The organism is Listeria rocourtiae subsp. hofi (genome assembly GCF_963575615.1).
GTDB classification, from domain to species: domain Bacteria; phylum Bacillota; class Bacilli; order Lactobacillales; family Listeriaceae; genus Listeria_A; species Listeria_A hofi.
This window is the reverse complement of record NZ_CAUYTL010000001.1, coordinates 202,969-219,482: the sequence shown is the minus strand read 5'-3', so window position 1 is coordinate 219,482 and position 16,514 is coordinate 202,969. Positions and strand designations below refer to the sequence as shown.

General features: G+C 40.4%; 22 protein-coding genes. 19 read left to right on the top strand and 3 right to left on the bottom strand.

Annotated features, from left to right (window positions below; genetic code table 11):
- Nucleotide 1: 1 nt before the first annotated feature.
- The 10 genes from R8925_RS01120 to R8925_RS01075 all read left to right on the top strand — a co-directional run bounded on the left by R8925_RS01120 (nucleotide 2) and on the right by R8925_RS01075 (nucleotide 6,391).
- Nucleotides 2-1,036 carry a WxLIP family cell surface protein gene (locus R8925_RS01120; protein WP_430534095.1) on the top strand — a complete coding sequence of 345 codons (1,035 nt, stop codon included), beginning with the start codon at nucleotides 2-4 and terminating at the stop codon, nucleotides 1,034-1,036.
- The gene (locus tag R8925_RS01115) at nucleotides 1,026-1,238 is read left to right on the top strand and encodes a hypothetical protein (protein WP_430534094.1); all 213 of its coding nucleotides are present in this window, start codon (nucleotides 1,026-1,028) and stop codon (nucleotides 1,236-1,238) included. The genes R8925_RS01120 and R8925_RS01115 overlap by 11 nt, the downstream gene beginning before the upstream one ends.
- Nucleotides 1,239-1,246: 8 nt before the next feature.
- Nucleotides 1,247-1,441 carry a hypothetical protein gene (locus R8925_RS01110; RefSeq protein ID WP_430534093.1) on the top strand — a complete coding sequence of 65 codons (195 nt, stop codon included), beginning with the start codon at nucleotides 1,247-1,249 and terminating at the stop codon, nucleotides 1,439-1,441.
- The gene (locus tag R8925_RS01105; protein ID WP_430534092.1) at nucleotides 1,438-1,746 is read left to right on the top strand and encodes an LPXTG cell wall anchor domain-containing protein; all 309 of its coding nucleotides are present in this window, start codon (nucleotides 1,438-1,440) and stop codon (nucleotides 1,744-1,746) included. Before R8925_RS01110 ends, R8925_RS01105 begins: the two co-directional genes overlap by 4 nt.
- Before the next feature lie 3 nt (nucleotides 1,747-1,749).
- Nucleotides 1,750-2,415, top strand: a complete 666-nt coding sequence (locus R8925_RS01100; RefSeq protein ID WP_430534091.1) for a WxL domain-containing protein — start codon at nucleotides 1,750-1,752, stop codon at nucleotides 2,413-2,415.
- Nucleotides 2,416-2,590: 175 nt separating this feature from the next.
- Nucleotides 2,591-4,189, top strand: a complete 1,599-nt coding sequence (locus R8925_RS01095; protein WP_430534090.1) for a copper resistance CopC/CopD family protein — start codon at nucleotides 2,591-2,593, stop codon at nucleotides 4,187-4,189.
- A gap of 17 nt (nucleotides 4,190-4,206) precedes the next feature.
- Nucleotides 4,207-4,821 (top strand): YcnI family copper-binding membrane protein, encoded by a 615-nt coding sequence (locus R8925_RS01090; RefSeq protein WP_430534089.1) that lies wholly within the window; start codon nucleotides 4,207-4,209, stop codon nucleotides 4,819-4,821.
- Nucleotides 4,822-4,839: 18 nt separating this feature from the next.
- Nucleotides 4,840-5,163 (top strand): magnetosome magnetite crystal formation protein family, encoded by a 324-nt coding sequence (locus tag R8925_RS01085; RefSeq protein WP_430534088.1) that lies wholly within the window; start codon nucleotides 4,840-4,842, stop codon nucleotides 5,161-5,163.
- A 69-nt stretch (nucleotides 5,164-5,232) separates the two neighbouring features.
- On the top strand, nucleotides 5,233-5,895 hold the full coding sequence (locus R8925_RS01080) for an MOSC domain-containing protein (protein WP_430534087.1): 663 nt from the start codon (nucleotides 5,233-5,235) through the stop codon (nucleotides 5,893-5,895).
- A gap of 82 nt (nucleotides 5,896-5,977) precedes the next feature.
- Nucleotides 5,978-6,391, top strand: a complete 414-nt coding sequence (locus R8925_RS01075) for a VOC family protein (RefSeq protein WP_430534086.1) — start codon at nucleotides 5,978-5,980, stop codon at nucleotides 6,389-6,391.
- A 46-nt stretch (nucleotides 6,392-6,437) separates the two neighbouring features.
- On the opposite strand, the gene R8925_RS01070 is transcribed toward R8925_RS01075, so the two are convergent.
- Together R8925_RS01070 and R8925_RS01065 are read right to left on the bottom strand one after the other, a co-directional pair.
- Nucleotides 6,438-7,160: a potassium channel family protein gene (locus tag R8925_RS01070; RefSeq protein WP_430534085.1), complete on the bottom strand. Its 723-nt coding sequence runs from the start codon at nucleotides 7,158-7,160 to the stop codon at nucleotides 6,438-6,440.
- A 344-nt stretch (nucleotides 7,161-7,504) separates the two neighbouring features.
- A complete protein-coding gene (locus R8925_RS01065; protein WP_430534084.1) occupies nucleotides 7,505-8,422 on the bottom strand; it encodes a COX15/CtaA family protein in 918 nt (305 codons plus the stop codon).
- Between the two features lie 322 nt (nucleotides 8,423-8,744).
- On the opposite strand from R8925_RS01065, the gene cyoE reads away from it, so the two are divergent.
- From cyoE to R8925_RS01030, 7 genes are all read left to right on the top strand, one after another.
- Nucleotides 8,745-9,653 (top strand): heme o synthase, encoded by a 909-nt coding sequence (cyoE, locus tag R8925_RS01060; protein WP_430534083.1) that lies wholly within the window; start codon nucleotides 8,745-8,747, stop codon nucleotides 9,651-9,653.
- 121 nt (nucleotides 9,654-9,774) lie between these two features.
- Entirely contained in the window at nucleotides 9,775-10,827 is a 1,053-nt protein-coding gene (locus R8925_RS01055) for a CAP domain-containing protein (protein WP_430534082.1), read from the top strand.
- Between the two features lie 68 nt (nucleotides 10,828-10,895).
- Nucleotides 10,896-11,345, top strand: coding sequence for a YlbF/YmcA family competence regulator (locus R8925_RS01050; RefSeq protein WP_430534081.1), 450 nt, complete (start codon nucleotides 10,896-10,898; stop codon nucleotides 11,343-11,345).
- A gap of 15 nt (nucleotides 11,346-11,360) precedes the next feature.
- Entirely contained in the window at nucleotides 11,361-11,642 is a 282-nt protein-coding gene (locus tag R8925_RS01045) for a DUF2129 domain-containing protein (protein WP_430534080.1), read from the top strand.
- Between the two features lie 131 nt (nucleotides 11,643-11,773).
- Nucleotides 11,774-12,346, top strand: coding sequence for a 16S rRNA (guanine(966)-N(2))-methyltransferase RsmD (rsmD, locus tag R8925_RS01040; protein WP_430534079.1), 573 nt, complete (start codon nucleotides 11,774-11,776; stop codon nucleotides 12,344-12,346).
- Entirely contained in the window at nucleotides 12,339-12,839 is a 501-nt protein-coding gene (gene coaD, locus R8925_RS01035) for a pantetheine-phosphate adenylyltransferase (protein WP_430534078.1), read from the top strand. The genes rsmD and coaD overlap by 8 nt, the downstream gene beginning before the upstream one ends.
- On the top strand, nucleotides 12,835-13,884 hold the full coding sequence (locus R8925_RS01030; protein WP_430534141.1) for a SepM family pheromone-processing serine protease: 1,050 nt from the start codon (nucleotides 12,835-12,837) through the stop codon (nucleotides 13,882-13,884). Before coaD ends, R8925_RS01030 begins: the two co-directional genes overlap by 5 nt.
- 17 nt (nucleotides 13,885-13,901) lie before the next feature.
- Here R8925_RS01030 and R8925_RS01025 read toward each other — a convergent pair whose 3' ends face one another.
- On the bottom strand, nucleotides 13,902-15,080 hold the full coding sequence (locus tag R8925_RS01025) for a nucleotidyltransferase (RefSeq protein ID WP_430534077.1): 1,179 nt from the start codon (nucleotides 15,078-15,080) through the stop codon (nucleotides 13,902-13,904).
- A gap of 229 nt (nucleotides 15,081-15,309) precedes the next feature.
- Here R8925_RS01025 and R8925_RS01020 point away from each other — a divergent pair, with 229 nt between their 5' ends.
- Both R8925_RS01020 and rpmF read left to right on the top strand, forming a co-directional pair.
- Complete coding sequence (locus R8925_RS01020) at nucleotides 15,310-15,837, top strand: YceD family protein (protein ID WP_430534076.1); 528 nt, start codon at nucleotides 15,310-15,312, stop codon at nucleotides 15,835-15,837.
- Between the two features lie 96 nt (nucleotides 15,838-15,933).
- Nucleotides 15,934-16,110 (top strand): 50S ribosomal protein L32, encoded by a 177-nt coding sequence (rpmF, locus tag R8925_RS01015; protein ID WP_133619708.1) that lies wholly within the window; start codon nucleotides 15,934-15,936, stop codon nucleotides 16,108-16,110.
- Nucleotides 16,111-16,514 lie beyond the last annotated feature (404 nt).

Below are 16,514 nucleotides of genomic sequence, written 5' to 3'. Positions count from 1 at the left end.
AATGAAAAAATTGGTAATAGTATTATTATGTATTATAGGTATTAACGTGATGAAGATTCCGGCTTTGGCTGAGGAGCCAGCTTTTTCTGTAAAGGCAGTTTTACCAAAAAATCAGCAGGGTAAGGCGACGAGTTATTTTGATTTGAAAATGAAGCAAGGCCAGCAACAAGTGTTGGAAGTGGCGCTTCATAATGCGACGGGAAAGGATATAACGATTGTAGTGGCAGCGAATTCGGCCTTCACGAACGGCAACGGTATTGTAGATTATAATGCTACGGATAAGCCAGCTGATAAATCATTGCAACATGGTTTTGGGAGGATTTCAGAAGTTTTGACGAAGGAAATAACGGTGAAGGCAAAATCGAAAGCCTTGGCTAAAATAAATGTGAAAATGCCGAATGAAAAAATGGATGGCGTGATTTTAGGTGGACTCGTTTTTTCGGAAAAGGAGTCAGAGGAAAATGCTAATGCTACTGGAAAATTGCAGAATCGCTTTTCATATACGATTGGAGCTGTGCTTTCGCAAAACGATACGCTGGTCAAATCGAATTTAAACTTAGGTGAAATCAAGGCAGGTCAACAAAATTATCGCAATAAAATTATGGCAAATTTGCAAAATGATCAGGCGATGATTTTGCGAGATTTAGCGATTAAATCCGAGGTTTACCGCGAAAATGGTAGTAAAATATTATTTGAGCAGAAGTCAGAAAAACTGAGAATGGCCCCCAACTCGAATTTTGACTATGCGATCCACACACGAAATCAGCCGTTAAAGCCTGGCAATTATACCTTGAAAATGACAGCTACGTCTGGAAAAGATACGTGGTCTTGGGAACGGGATTTTAAAATAGATAAGGAAACGGCAAATGACTTAAATGATACGGCTTTGGATTTAGACAAGGGCGGCTGGTCAACGGTGGGCTTTATTGTAGCGATTGTCATTTTATTAGGACTTGTCATTTTCATGTTTTGGAGACAACGCGTGACGAAGAAAAAGTTAGAAATAAAATCGAGGAGTGAAGAAAATGAGAGTTGACAACCATTTTGATGATATTGCTATTTTTCAGGTAGAATTTACAGATTGGCGGAATCAGTGTCATAATCGTTGGATTGCTGTGCACGATCATGGAGATTTGAACCCGCGACAAATTTTAGAAAAGAAGTTTCAGCATTTTGATGCGGTGAAGGTCAGGAACATTGATGAATGGGATGTTGGACTATATTTGAGACCGGAGTAGGTGCAACGATGAATGGATTCTTATTTTTACATGATAAGCAAGAGCAGACATTCAGAGGCGAGGTGTATGATCAGATGGTTTGTTTAGATTTTATCGGTTTAATTGAGGCGGAGTTTCACGATGAGTATGTGGTTTTTAAAGGATTTACGGAACAGGGCTCTTATATTGCTGAACAATTAGCAGGAAGGGAGGTGAGCTTTTGATTAGACGAAGAATTTCGAGTATTTGCATAGGTATGCTGTTTGTGATTATGGTTTCACTCGGAATTTTAGGTCATCAATATGTAGAAGCAAGCGCAGGTAAATCGGATGTTAATATACGTATTTTGGAACAGCCAAAACAAGAGATAAAGAAGCCAAGAGAAATTCCAAGGAACGATATACGACTACCTGTAACTGGAGATACAAATAATTCTGTTTTTTCATATATTATAGGCGGAATATTAATTTTATTCAGTTTTATATCTTTGGTGAAAATAGGAAATAAAAGAATGAAAGAGGTTAATTAGATAATGAAGCAAAACAAGATGATGGTTGGGTTAGCGACTTTTGGAGTTACGATTAGCGCGTACACGGCGGGTGTTGGTGCCGCAGAATTTGACGGAGCAGACAATGCAACAAGTGAGGCTACGGTGAATGTATTGCCTGGGACTGGAATTGTAGATCCGCCAATTGTTAATCCGGTTGATCCGGAATTGCCAGAGATTCCGGAGGTACCCACAAATCCGATTGAAGGCCCGCTACGTATCAACTATGTATCGGACTTGAAGTTTGATAATCATACGCTAACAGGTAGGGAAGAGAAGATTTTTTCGAAAGCGGATGCTATTGGTGATACTGAGATACCCGCTTTTATTAACGTAGCTGATTTACGTGGAACTGGTGAAGGCTGGACACTTAAAGTATCGCAAACTGGCGAGTTAGTAGAAGGTGCTGAATTACAGTTTAAGCCTGTATATAATGGAGCAGACGAGAAAATTAAAACAGCTGGTGGAAGTCTTCATGGTGATGGAGATGAAATTGATATTGCAAAGGCTGATGAAGAAGGTGGCATGGGTTCAAACTCTATTTTGCTTGGCGGGACAGAAGGTGTTGCGCTAGTGATTCCAATTGATGCAAGGGCAGGAGAATATAAAGCATCCCTTAATTGGAATATTGTTGCCGATCCATCTAATTAAATAGGTAACTTCAATAAATCTAAATTCGTGCCGCGTACACACGAATTTTGGAGTGGAGAAGTTTAGTGGGAGTCTCAGATGAGGCTCTCCATTTTTTATGAAGCAAATTAATGTCGTAAAGGTGAATCGCATGGTATCGTAGAGAATAGATGGTGAAAGGAAGGTGTATGAAAGGATGAAGCGATTTTGGTGCATTGGCTTGGTTATTGCGATGTGTTTATTTTTAATGCCAACTACAGTTGCTGAGGCGCACGCTTATTTGCAAAGTTCGACGCCCGAGGATCAATCGACGGTTACTAAGGCACCGGAAAAAGTGGTGCTAACATTTACGGAGATGATTCAAAATGAATATCCTTCTGTGATTGTTAGAAATTCGGAAGGAAAGCGTGTCGAGAAAGGGTCAGCATCTCTTAATCCGGAGAATGACCATGTGGTTGAAATTGGTTTGTTAAAAAATTTACCTGATGATGTGTATAGTGCGGAATGGAGAGTTGTATCGGCTGATGGGCATCCTGTTTCTGGTGTTATTTCATTTAAGGTTGGTGATACGAATAAAAGCTTTACAAAGGTTACTACAAATACAATATCGTCATGGCCAAGCACGATTGTAAAAGTTATTTTGTACATAGGCTTCAGTTTAGTAGCAGGTATCTTATTATTTTTCTTGGCGTTGAATAGAATGGAGATTAGCGCCGTATTGCGTCAAAGAACGATTCGTATATTGCGAGTTGGACTAGGATTACTCGTTTTGGGCCTGTTATTATTTTTACCACTACAAGTGCATATTTATACAGGTGGGAGCGGTTGGGATTTTGCAACGATGGGTCAGTTGGTTCGAACTTCTGGAATTGGTCACCTATGGCTGATTCAAGTGGTGAGTTTATTCATTTTGATGATTAGTTTACTTTTTATTTTCCGGAAAAATAGGATGGATAAAATCTGGTTGTGGTTAGTACCGCTTGTCTTTTTTATGGTATTATTATTTGCGAAGGCATCACAAGGGCATGCTGCGGGAAGTCCTGATAAGGCAGTTGCGATTCCAATGGATTTTTTACACCTTGTGAGTGCCTCGGCTTGGGTTGGCGGCATCGTGGTACTATTTATACTTATGTCAAAACAACCGGGTGTAGCGGCTGTCTGGAACCGGTTTAGCCCATTGGCGGCGAGTTTTGTGGGACTGATTATCGTGAGCGGATTGCTCATGAGTGTAATGAATCTAGGTTCGATGGCAAAACTATTTACGACGTTATATGGGAAGCTTATTTTGGTGAAAATTGCGCTGTTTCTAGTGATGGGGGCACTTGGCTTCATTCATTATTTGTACATGCGACAAACTGGTAAAATGATATCGGCTAAAACAATTGTAGCCGAATTTGGAATTGGTCTGATTATTCTTGGGGTTGCGGCATTTTTGACGAATGTGCAGACACCGCCGCCAGCGCCACCAGAATCTTTCTCGAAAAGAGTTGTGACGGAATCAGGGTTTGTTTCTCTGAAAATTGCCCCAGCGGTCGTTGGAGATAATACTTTTCTTGTTGTGTTTACGGATCAGGATGGCCAGGTTCGGACGGATTTTCAGAAGGTAACATTAACGGTAGCTCCATCTGGTGGGGGAAAGGCGGCTGAATTTGAGGCGCTGAAAAATGAGCAAAATGAGTATGTAGCCAATGGTTTGTATTTGAACGCGACTGGGCGCTGGGAAATAAAGGTTCACGCGCTTACGAAGGATTTTTCAGAGATTGATAAAGCCTTTACAATGCAATTAAAACAATGAAGGAGTTGGGAAATAGAATGAAGAAAATGGTGTCTTTGTTACTAGCAGGAGTGATATTGGCCGTTTCGCCTGTGCTGGCTAGTGCGCACGTAACAGTTGCGCCTACAGAATCGACGACGGGAGCTTGGGAGACTTATACGGTGAAAGTACCAGTGGAAAAAGAAAGTGCAACGGTAAAGGTTGTTGTAAAAGTGCCCACGGGTGTTGATTTTCAATCTTATGAGCCTGTTCCTGGTTGGAATGTTGTGGTGAATAAAACAGATAGTACAGTGACTTGGACGGCGACAAATGGTGGTATTCAGAAGGGCCAGTTTCAACGGTTTAGCTTTGTTGCACAAAACCCTGAAAAAGCTGGAGAGATAGAGTGGAATGCATATCAATACTACCAAGACGGATCGATAGTAGAATGGACTGGCAACGAAGACGCGGATTATCCACATGCGACGACAACAATTTCAAAGGCTGTATCAGATAGCGCTACTGATTCACATGGGAAAAAAGCAACGACGGAAAAAAGCCAAGGTAGTGAGAATAATAACAGCCCATCAGTGATGCAATGGGTTTCGCTAAGTATAGCTGTTTTGGCACTTATTATAGCTATCTGGACGTTCGCCATGAAACGCAGGAAATAATGAAAGGACTTGATGTGTTTGAAAAATGATAAAATTTTAGTGATACTTTCCTACGCTAGCCATTTCTTTTTGCCAATCATTTTCCCGGCAATAGTATGGATTTTCGTGAAATCAGAGTATGTAAAAAAACATGCAAAAACAGTTTTATTGGTGGATTTAGTTCCCACTGTGCTGAACGTTTTATTCCTAATAATTATTGGATTATATGGTTTTTCAACGGGAGATGACTCGGGAACTACATTCATCGCCTTGTTCATGATATTTGTTATTGTGGTTGTGAATGTTATTATCTTTATTTGGATAGTTGTCAGAATTGTGAAGGTTGCTATGAATAAAATATAAAAAAAGGACGCCAGAGCTTGAAAGTTCGGCGTTTTTTTGTTAAATTGAAAGCATCAGAGGGGTGAATGCATGAACGGGAAAATTGTGGGACTTGCAATTGGCAAGCCGAAAGAGATGGCAGTTGGTCGTAAAAGGTCGATGATGACGGGGATTGTAAAGCAACCAGTAGAAAAAGCAATGTTAACGCAGTATGGCTTTGAAAATGATGGGCAATATGACTTGAAACATCATGGGGGAGTAGATCGGACGGTTTGTATTTATCCTGCTGAACATTATGAACGATGGAATGAGCAGTTTGGAATCGAGCTACCACCGGCTGCGTTTGGTGAAAACTTGACAGTAACAGGAATGTTAGAAAAAGATGTGTGCATTGGCGATGTGTTTAGAATCGGCCAGGCCATTATCCAAGTGACGGAAGCTCGTAATCCATGTGCTACTATCGGGAAGCGAAATGATTTGTCTGAATTATTCAAAGAGGTTAGAAATACTGGCTATACTGGATATTTATGCCGTACGATTGAGGTCGGTGAAATTTGCCTTGGGGATCAGGTTGAATGCATCGAACGACCGGATGATTTAGTAACGGTGGCATTTTGTCATGAAAACATTCTTCACGGCTTAGGGACGCAAGAGGAAATGATTCGTATTTTAGAAGTAGAAGCTCTTGCAGAACGCTATCGCTTCGATGTGGAGACGCGTTTAATCAACTTGGCAACGATAAGCGAAAAATGAATGAGTACTCTTTTATTTAATGGCGTGGTACAATTGCCTTGAATGAAAGCGTTATAAACTAAAAAAGAAAGTAGGAACAAAAATGACATTGGGTATTTATATTAATATGAAGGATCAGGTACGTGAGGCGTTAGATTTCTATGGGGAAATATTTGGCTCGACTTGTACAGATTTAATGACATACGGTTCAATTCATGAGGAAGATGGACCTGAAATGGATGAGAAAACAAAAGGATTAGTAATGAATGCAAGTATTCAAATTGAAGGCGACACGGTTATGTTCTCGGATACGCCCGATTTTATGGAGTTTATTCCTGGAAATAATGTGACACTTGTTTTGGATACGAATGATGCGGAGAAATTAACACGTTATTTCGAGGCTCTATCTGATGGTGCAACGAAGATTATGCCACTTCAAAAAACATTTTGGTCTGAGAAATTTGGTCAGTTAACAGATAAATATGGTGTTGGCTGGTCGTTTAACTTATCTGCATAAAAAAGTGTTTGCGTTTCATCTTTCGAATGAGGCGCAAACACTTTTTTTATGGAACCTTTTCCTCGTTTTTTTTGCTGTTCAGAAAGGTTTGGATTATGTTGATTTCTGCTTCCGATAAAGTTCCTACTTGTTCGATACTTCGCGTAATTTTTGTGATTTTTTCGGAGCTACTGAGCTTTTTTCGATTGTTTGTAATAAAACTGCGAATGGTGGAGGTCAATGCTCCGATAAAGCCAATTCCAAATAGCATAAGCAGGATGGCCAGAAAACGGCCGACTCCTGTTACTGGAACGATGTCTCCATAACCTACTGTTGTTGTAGTAACGATAGAGAACCAAATGGCGTCAGGATAATTTTTGATGCTCGGTTCTGCCCAAATCAGGGGAATTGGGATCACAATAACGAGAATGACAAACGTATTAATCACCCTGTTGAAACCATTGGTACGTAAGAAACTATACAGCGGAACAAGATAGCGTCTACCGATAGCGGTAAGTTGGAGTATGCGAAATAGGCTAACGAGACGAGCAAGACGGAATAAATTGTACAGCGGTATAATTGCAATGAGTTGGAAGAAATGTGTCTTGATGTATGTTTTCTTATCCTCTGCTTGAATCAATCGCGCGAAATAATCGACTGTAAAAACCACCCAAATGATGGTGTTAAGAATGGTAACAGCTTGCGTATGTATTGGAATGGTTAGGACGGAGAGCAGGACTAAAAAGAGCATGAACAATTCATAATAAAGCGTGCGGCGCGGGATTTTCAACCGGTTTCCTACTTTCTGAACGATATATTACCCCCATTTTACCATAAAACGGGTCTGGGGCATAACCCAAATAAATCGGCGACAAGCGCTCGCATTCAGGGGATTTGGCGGACTTCCGATACTGCTACGCTTAACTTCTTGCATGGTCGAGGAAAATACCCTCTCCCTGCTTTCAGTCATCATGTACAGTCGTACACGCAGCTCTCAGGCTTCCACCAAATCCTCTGAATACAAACGCTTTCGCTCGATTTGTGTCAAGCAAGATTCAATCCTACTCGAAAACAAGGATTGAATCTTGCTTATTGTGCATGAAAATGAGTTTTGTCATGACCTCGTTTTTCATGTTACCTAATACGTAATCGATTTTGTTTACTGCGGCTTGCAAGTAGGCACAGATAAGTCATTAGGGCGAACATCATCGTGATAATCAAGCTGTGTGCTAACGCGACATAGAGGTTCACATTTGTTACAACAGACATAATTCCAGTGAATGCTTGGGCTACGACGAATATGATTTCCAGAACCATCGCGTATTTTAAAACGCGATAATGACTGTATTCGCGGAAAACAATCCAAGTAACGTAGAGAATCCAAACGACAAGAATAAGGGCTGCTAGACGATGCAAATATTGAACGTAATCTTGTACGCTATCCGGCATAACAAACTTCCCGTTTTCAAATGGCCAAGCTGGAACGGCGAGACTTGCTTTTTCATGGCGAACGAGCGCTCCCGTATAGACCGAGATGTATGTGTAAATAGTTAACAGGTATATATTTACTTTCAGCTTTGTACCAATAACCATATTGCGGGCATCGAACTTGTTATCTACTTCAAAAATGAGCAAGCAAAGCAGGACGATAGCAGCGTAACAGATGATTGAAATACCAAAGTGTAACGCCATGATGTAGGGGTTTTGTCCCCAAATAACGGCGGCGGCACCCATGAAAGCTTGCAGAATTAGGAAAGCAACAGCAATAATAGCTAGTGGTTTCGTTTCACGACGATCTTTAATATAAATCCATGCTAAAATGGCAAGAACAATGACAAAAATTGAGCTAATCCCTGTTGTGAGTCGATGCATAACTTCGATGATTTTTTCGGGTGTGATGTCAGTCAGGCGAACGAATTGCCCGTTACAGAGTGGCCAAGTGTTCCCGCAACCGTCTGCCGAACCGGTCTTCGTTACTAACGCACCGCCAAACACAACAAAAGTCATGCAAAGAATTGTTAGGACGGACCAGACTTTTAGAAAAGTTTTCATTTTTTATGGTTTCCCCTCTCAATATGTATTAATTCAAAAGTGAGCATACAAAAACTTACTTGCACGCTATATACTATTCCATTCTAACTTGTTTTTTATGGTAAGTAAAGAGCACGGCTTGTGAAATGTTGAGGAGAACCAAAAGATATAGATGCAGTTCTTCTTGCTCAAATGAAGTCCAAAGGCTTGACAAAAAGGGTGATTATTTCCGATAATGATTAGGATGAGGTTCATAATGATATTGTGAACAAACAAGCAAAGTAACTAGGATTACCTATGTGAAAAATGTGTAAAGCGCAACAGAAGTTAAGGGGGAAAAAAAGTGAATCAAATGGAGAAGACGGCAAAAATCGATGCTGCTACGAAGTTCACTGTAAAAGATTTTACGGAATTGGTTAAGATTGGGATTGTTAATTCCAACACGATTACGGCTTTTACAGGTATGTGGCTGGCATTTCAGTTAACAGGGGTTTCTTTCATACAGAATCTCGATATTCTTATTTTTACTATTTTGGGGTCAGGAATGGTTGTTGCTGCGTCTGGGGCTTTTAATAATGTCATTGATCGCGATATCGATGGGATTATGGAACGGACGAAAAACCGTCCAACAATGACGGGCAAAATTTCTGGGAAACGTGCGCTTCTTGTTGCCGCGTTGCTTGGCGTTATCGGTGAAGCGTTGCTGTTTATGACAACATGGCAAGCGGGAGTTATCGGGTTAATTGGTATTTTCTTGTATGTGGTTGTATATTCCATGTGGGCGAAACGGAAGCTAGTTAGCAATACGGTAATCGGGAGTTTTTCTGGTGCTGTGCCTCCACTTATTGGATGGTTTGCAGTGGAGCCAACTTTTAGTGCCGTGCCAATTATGCTATTCCTAGTGATGTTTTGTTGGCAGCCTCCGCATTTTTATGCGATTGCGATTAAGCGGAAAGAGGAGTATGCAGCTGCTGGAATTCCTATGTTACCAGTTGTTAAAGGGATTGAGCGGACGAAATGGAGTACGCTTTTCTGGGTCGTATTACTGACTATTTTGCCATTCTTTATGTGGGAGTTAGGAATCGTTTATGTGATTTTAGCAACTGTTTTGAATGTTATTTGGTTGGCATTGTGCCTATACGGTTTTAAAATGGAAGATAGCATGAAGTGGGCGCGCATTAGCTTTGTGTACTCGATTAATTACATGACAATTCTGTTCGTATCGATGGTTGTTATCGGTGTATTTTTATAAAAAAGAGAAGCCTGGCTGCAAAGTCAGGCTTTATTTATGAAAAAATATAGATTTTCTTACTAGTAATTTTGAGGAAAAGCCGATACAATAGAGGCAGTAGCATGGAGGAGTGCAGAAGTTTATGCGATTTATTTTAAGAACAATATGTGTAGTAGTAGTGTGCCTCTTTGTGGGGTACTATACGGATTTATTTTTTGAAACGCCTACAGACGTGAATTCTGTCGATGATAAGGCAGTGCAACAAGGAAATGTAGATAAGAACAAAACGAATGAGAGTGGCCCAAAAGCAGAAACGCAGGCGAGTCTTGCGGCTTATATCAATAAAGATGTGGATTTACTTATTAAAGAATATGGAGATCCTAAACGAGTGGATACTTCACTTTACAGTTATCAGAACTATATTTTTCATCAAACGGATAGTCAATATATGCAAGTCGGCGTGATGAATAAGAAGGTGCAGACGATTTATGCACTAGGAGACAAGTTGCCACTGAAGCCGTTTGAGATTGATATGCCCACGGAGAAAGTTTTTTTGAATATGAAATTACAGTCAGAGATAACATTTAATTATGAAGATAATTATTATCGATTTGAATTGTCTGAGGATGAGTTGAATATCCGACCGCTTATAAGTTTGGGGAATGGTGTTTATGCGCAGGTTAATTTTGATAAGTTTGAGTCCAAGGTAATCAGTGTTCGATATTTTAATAAGCTATCGCTCATAAAAATGCATCCGTATGAGATGACGTATCAAGGCGATATTTTTAAGGATACAGTGACGGATGCGCAATGGGATAAGGTGGATAAAGCTTCTGACCAGCAGGTTTTTGATATTTCAAATATTTTCCGTGAACGGTACGGCAAAGGAAAACTAAATTGGAACGAAGACGTGGCGCAAGTAGCATATGGCCACAGTGTGGATATGTATGAGAATAAATATTTCGATCATGACTCGCCAACATATGGGACGCTTGCTGATCGAATGAACCGAGCGAATATTGATTACATGAAGGCGGCGGAAAATATTGCTTCTAATTATTTGGATGGGCCTGCAGCTGTAGAGGGCTGGTTGAATTCAGCAGGGCACCGCAAAAATCTATTTGATAACAGCTTTACGGATATAGGAGCTGGAACTTATCGGAAATTTTATACGCAGAACTTCTTGCAAAAGTAAGGCGTTTTCTGACGAATCGTGTTATAATGAAGCTTGTAATTGATTTACGATGGAAAGAGGGTGGCAACATGCTTGCTACAATGGAAACTCTGGCATTGCTAGATATGTCAGATGACCTTGCATCGATGGTTTTGGTGTCAGCAGAAGCAGATCGTTATCGTGAATGTGCACACCAAATGGAGACAAGTTTACCAACACAACAGCGTATTAAGCGCTTGGCAAAGATAAAGGAACAATACGATGAAGTGCAACGTTTTGGTCGCTATCATCCAGATTATAAAGAAGTGAATCGTTTGGCTCGTCAGTATAAACGTGATGTCGATATGGATGAACATGTTGCGGCATTCCGGCAAGCGGAGATGGATTTACAGAGCTTGCTTGACGAAATAAGTTTGATTTTGGCAGATGCTGTCTCAGAAAATATTAAAGTCCCAACTGGAAATCCGTTTTTTGAAACGAAATCTTCTTGTTCTACAGGAGGGTGTGGATCAGGCGGCGGTTGTGGCTGCTCAGCTTAAAGAGGGGGGAAGGCAATGGAGAATGAACGTCAATCCATTATTATTTGGATGAATCATTTGAAGCAAGTACGTTCTTTAAAGCGTTTTGGAAATGTGCATTACGTTTCTAGAAAACTAAAGTATGCGGTGTTATATTGCGATATGGTAGATGTGGAAGAAATTTCGGCTAAGTTATCGCGTTTCCATTATGTGAAGCGTATCGAAATTTCGTATCGGCCGTTTTTAAACACCGAATATGAATCAAAGAAAGATATGAAGTTTCGTGACCGTATGGATGATGTGCAAATCAGTATTTAAGCTAGATTTTAGACAAGATAAATCGGCGAAAGTGCTCGAATTGTTTAGATGATATTTAAATTTAGTGGCATGATTCGATTTCTCAGGTTTTAGAGATTGAGTTATGTCGCTTTCTATTTTTGGAGGTACATATGAGGGTTATTGCAGGAGAACGTAAAGGTCATCATTTGAAGGCGGTTCCGGGGACGAATACGAGACCGACGACGGACAAAATTAAAGAGTCGTTGTTTTCGATTATTGGGCCTTTTTTTGATGGAGAAAAGGTCTTAGATTTGTTTGCAGGTAGTGGTGGACTTGGCATCGAAGCGCTTAGCCGTGGAGCGAGTGAGTGTGTGTTTATTGATCAGGCGCAGGCTGCTATTAAGACGGTGCATTTGAATGTGTCGGCCTGTCACTTGGAGAAGCAAGCGCATATTTTTAGAAACGAAGCGAAACGTGCGTTGAAAGTTTTGGCTAAGAATGAATGGTTTTTTGATTTGATATTTTTGGACCCACCTTATAAGAAACAACAGTTGGAGCAATTAATGATGTCGTTGTCTGAGCATAAGTTGGTGGCAGATGGCGCCCTTGTGATTTGTGAGCACGATGCAGATGCTGTGTTACCCGATGTTGTTGCTGAGTTTACAAAAATTCGGGAAGAGCGCTACGGTATTACAGTGCTCTCGATTTTCGAATATGAAAAGGAAGTGGCAGAAAATGAGTAAAGTAGCGGTGTGCCCGGGCAGTTTTGATCCAATTACGAACGGTCATCTGGATATTATTACACGAGCGGCAAAGGTTTTCGATGTACTGTATGTAGCTATTTTGAATAATTCGTCAAAGAAGTCATTGTTCGATGTAGCAGAACGAATCTTTCTGATGGAGCAGGTGACGAAGCATTTGCCGAATGTACATATAGAAAGTGCTTCAGGCTTGCTTGTGGACTATGCAAAAGAGAAAGAGGCCAGCGTTATTGTGCGTGGACTACGAGCAGTTAGTGACTTTGAATACGAGATGCAAATTACGTCGATGAACCGGGTGTTAGATGACCATATTGAGACCTTCTTTATTATGACAAGTTCGCAGTATTCATTTTTGAGCTCAAGTATTGTGAAAGAAGTTGCACGGTATAATGGCAATATTGCTGAATTGGTGCCGCCGATTGTGCATCAAGCGTTGCTAAATAAATTAGAGGTACAGGAGAAACAAGATGATTAAAAAGAATTGGAAAAAACTTTTAGCTGGTCTGGTTGTTTTGGCTTTGGTTGTGGCATTTTTTGTACCACTACCGTATTATGTGACACGACCAGGAAGCGCAGATAAGCTTAGCACGCTGGTGACGGTTGAAGGACATCCAAGTAATAGTGAAGGTGTTTTTCGGTTAGTAACGATTGCAATGGGGCAAGCTAATATTTATTCGTATTTAGCAGCAAAAGTGTTGCCGTATCAGGAAATTGAGAAAGAATCAGATGTGCGCGGGGAAAATGAAACGGATGAAGAGTATAATGTGCGTCAGTTGTCACTTATGAATCAATCCAAAAATAATGCTATCCAAGTTGCGTATAAAGCGGCAGGACAATCAGTGAAAATTGAATATCGCGGTGTATATGTGCTCAGCGTGATGCCTGATGCACCGGCAGCAAAGGTGCTTGAAGCAGGCGATTTGATTACAGCAATTGATGGGAAATCGTTTGAATCGAGTGCGGAATTTATCCAGTATGTACGCAGTAAAAAAGTGGGGGACAAGGTCGAAGTTAGCTATAAACACCAAGATAAATCTGAAAAAGCATCAGTGGAACTTATTGATATTGATCAAAAGGGAACGCCTGGAATCGGGATTTCACTGGTGGATGACCAAAAATTAGTCACGGACCCGAAAATAACAATTGACTCTGAGAAAATTGGTGGACCATCTGCTGGACTTATGTTCACGCTAGAAATCTACAATCATTTTGGGAAAACAGATTGGACGAAAGGGCATAATATTGCAGGAACAGGAACGATTGATATTGACGGCAATGTCGGCCGAATCGGTGGTATTGTTCAGAAGATTGTAGCCGCAGATCGTGATGATGTCGAGATTTTCTTTGCACCAGACGATACGATAACACCAGAGATGAAAAAAGCACAACCGAATGCTGTTAGTAACTATGAAGATGCAATTAAAACGGCGAAAGCGATCGATTCTAAGATGAAAGTAGTTCCTGTCAAGACGTTCCAAGACGCGTTGGATTACTTGAAAACATTGAAAGAAAACAAATGAAGCCTTAATCGCGTTGATTAAGGCTTTTTTCTATACGGCGGTGTATGAAAATCTCGCAAAAATTGATTTTCTAACGTTGGTGCTAGAGAATATAATTTCGCTGCACGAATGTCGTTATCAATCAATGCTGGATTTGCTTTTGAGGCAGTGCTGATAAGTGGTAATGTAATATCTTTTTTTATTTGGCGAAGGTATTGCTGACCTGCTTTAGACATTCCTAATAGTCGTATATAGTTTTCTGTAGGGGATGTCTGTTTTGCTAAAACCTGCAAAGAAGTGCGTTTAATGCGAGAGTCACTGTAACGTTTTGTTGTGGCATTTTTTAAAAATTCGTCAAAATTAGTGGCGTGAAGTCCTGCTTGTTGCAACCGATTCTCGATTCCTTCTGAGACGCCGCGTATATGTTGAAGCTGTTTGGCAGGCGTAATAACAAGCTGATATTTAAGAAGTGGCCAAAAATCCTGCCAAGTTATAAAGGAGTGTGTTTCACGATATTTTTGCAAAATAGTTAGTGTTGTATCAGGAACATATTGCCGAACAGATTTCCAATCGTTTGCCAGTAACATTGATCGGATGGAGGTCGCGCTTGCAATCGAGTGGTGCGTCGGTGTTTGTTCATGATATGCTGCACTTTGACGAGGCATTGTGGCGATTTCTATCTGTTTTTTTTGTTCAATAATAGCCAATGTGTAATGAAATCCTAAAATATTATTTGGTTGTGCTAAATCAAGCGTCAAATCGGGCGCTAGTTCGTTTATAGCGGCATGCCAAGCTGTTGCGTAACTATTCGTTTTATTGTCTAAAAAACGCCTTATAATCGCTTTAAACTGGACGCTCTGTTCCGTTATTAATTTTGCTACTTTACTAAAGGTTTGTGCATCACCATTCTCGCTACCAAAAAAGACGGATTGAATGCCTAGCGCATCTAATATTTCAACCGCTCCATTGGCAAAAATAGCAGCTTGTTGTGTGGCAAATGAAAAGGGGAGTTCTACAATGAGATCAACACCAGCATCGATTGCCATCTGCGCTCGTTCCCATTTTGGTAGAAGCGCTGGTTCGCCGCGCTGTAGAAAAGAGCCACTCATGACAGCGATAATAACGTCCGCCTGCGTTCGTTTTCGTGCTTCTTGTAAATGCAATAAATGTCCATTGTGAAAAGGATTATATTCTACGATAATGCCAGTTGCTTTCATTTTATCAACTCCATGTTTTGAAAGTGCCAAGTAATCGTAAATCAATCTACTTGGATTTGGTGCTTCGATTGTGTTAGGCTTAAAAAGAGCTTTTTACAGGTTCGCCTTTTGATTACTTCCAGAATACCACAAAAAAGGGCTGGGGAACATGGTTCGGTTAGGAAATAGGGATTGACAAAAGGCTTAGAAAAGTCTATAATATTTTTTGTTGCGCTTGGAGTGATAAACGATGAAATGGTCATTAATTCAACTACAGAAATACCGTGGTAAGAAAGTACCGATTGAACAAGAAATTGACGTAACGGAATATTTGAAAGAACATAATCACGATGTTCGTTCAGCGAGTCTGGTGAATGTTTCGGGAAACATGGCTGTACGCCAAGATTCGGTTTCAATCAATCTTGTTTTAGAGGGAACAATTGTCTTGCCATGTGCCAGAACATTTGAAGATGTTATTTATACGTACCACATCGAATCTATTGAAACGTATGTAGACAAAGAGGAGAAGGTGCTAGACGAAACACATCATTTGATGGATGGCGACAAAATTGATGCGTTACCAGTAATTGAAGAATTACTTTTACTTGAGATTCCGATGCAAGTTTATAGTGATAATGTAGAAAATGCGTTATCAGAAGGAAACGATTGGAATGTTATAACGGAAGAAGAGCTGGAACAACAAGCAAAGCAAGCAGAAACAAGAGTGGATCCTCGTCTTGCAGGATTAGCCGATTTCTTTGATAAGGAAGAAAACTAATTCTAAGAGCTGGAATATATTTTAAGAGAAAGAAATTTTTCTTAGATGGATTGCGATGAAGGAGATATCTGGAAGTCGCGAAGGAGGTGTATGGAAATGGCAGTACCTTTTAGAAGAACATCTAAAACAAAAAAACGCAAGCGTCGTACGCACTTCAAATTACAAGTGCCTGGTATGGTTGAGTGCCCTAATTGTGGCGAGTACAAACTTTCTCACCGTATTTGTCCTGAGTGTGGTCAATACAACGGCAAAGAAGTAGTAGAAAGCAACTAATTTGCGTGAACAAAGCAAGCGATACGTACGCTTGTCAAATAAAAAACCCAGAAGACGCCATGGATCTTCTGGGTTTTTTGTTTGTTGTGGCTCTTATGAAGCATACTATGCTGAATTAGAGCCTCAATATGCATGCGAGCAAAGCGAGCAGGTAATCCCTCAGTGGTTCTTATGCGCTAAACTAGGAAAATTTAGAAATGAACGAGAAGTCCATAAAACAAGAAGAGCCTCAATATGCATGCGAGCAAAGCGAGCAGGTAATCCCTCAGTGGTTCTTATGCGCTAAACTAGGAAAATTTAGAAATGAACGAGAAGTCCATAAAACAAGAAGAGCCTCAATATGCATGCGAACGCAGTGAGTAGGTAATCCACCAGTGCTTTAGGACGCTAAGTTGAAAACCACT

Bases quoted from the DNA above. Each gene is read 5' to 3' on its own strand.
- R8925_RS01120 (WP_430534095.1), top strand. From the start codon at position 2: ATGAAAAAATTGGTAATAGTATTATTATGTATTATAGGTATTAACGTG.
- R8925_RS01115 (WP_430534094.1), top strand. From the start codon at position 1,026: ATGAGAGTTGACAACCATTTTGATGATATTGCTATTTTTCAGGTAGAA.
- R8925_RS01110 (WP_430534093.1), top strand. From the start codon at position 1,247: ATGAATGGATTCTTATTTTTACATGATAAGCAAGAGCAGACATTCAGA.
- R8925_RS01100 (WP_430534091.1), top strand. From the start codon at position 1,750: ATGAAGCAAAACAAGATGATGGTTGGGTTAGCGACTTTTGGAGTTACG.
- R8925_RS01095 (WP_430534090.1), top strand. From the start codon at position 2,591: ATGAAGCGATTTTGGTGCATTGGCTTGGTTATTGCGATGTGTTTATTT.
- R8925_RS01090 (WP_430534089.1), top strand. From the start codon at position 4,207: ATGAAGAAAATGGTGTCTTTGTTACTAGCAGGAGTGATATTGGCCGTT.
- R8925_RS01080 (WP_430534087.1), top strand. From the start codon at position 5,233: ATGAACGGGAAAATTGTGGGACTTGCAATTGGCAAGCCGAAAGAGATG.
- R8925_RS01075 (WP_430534086.1), top strand. From the start codon at position 5,978: ATGACATTGGGTATTTATATTAATATGAAGGATCAGGTACGTGAGGCG.
- R8925_RS01065 (WP_430534084.1), bottom strand. From the start codon at position 8,422: ATGAAAACTTTTCTAAAAGTCTGGTCCGTCCTAACAATTCTTTGCATG.
- R8925_RS01055 (WP_430534082.1), top strand. From the start codon at position 9,775: ATGCGATTTATTTTAAGAACAATATGTGTAGTAGTAGTGTGCCTCTTT.
- R8925_RS01050 (WP_430534081.1), top strand. From the start codon at position 10,896: ATGCTTGCTACAATGGAAACTCTGGCATTGCTAGATATGTCAGATGAC.
- R8925_RS01045 (WP_430534080.1), top strand. From the start codon at position 11,361: ATGGAGAATGAACGTCAATCCATTATTATTTGGATGAATCATTTGAAG.
- rsmD (WP_430534079.1), top strand. From the start codon at position 11,774: ATGAGGGTTATTGCAGGAGAACGTAAAGGTCATCATTTGAAGGCGGTT.
- coaD (WP_430534078.1), top strand. From the start codon at position 12,339: ATGAGTAAAGTAGCGGTGTGCCCGGGCAGTTTTGATCCAATTACGAAC.
- R8925_RS01025 (WP_430534077.1), bottom strand. From the start codon at position 15,080: ATGAAAGCAACTGGCATTATCGTAGAATATAATCCTTTTCACAATGGA.
- R8925_RS01020 (WP_430534076.1), top strand. From the start codon at position 15,310: ATGAAATGGTCATTAATTCAACTACAGAAATACCGTGGTAAGAAAGTA.
- rpmF (WP_133619708.1), top strand. From the start codon at position 15,934: ATGGCAGTACCTTTTAGAAGAACATCTAAAACAAAAAAACGCAAGCGT.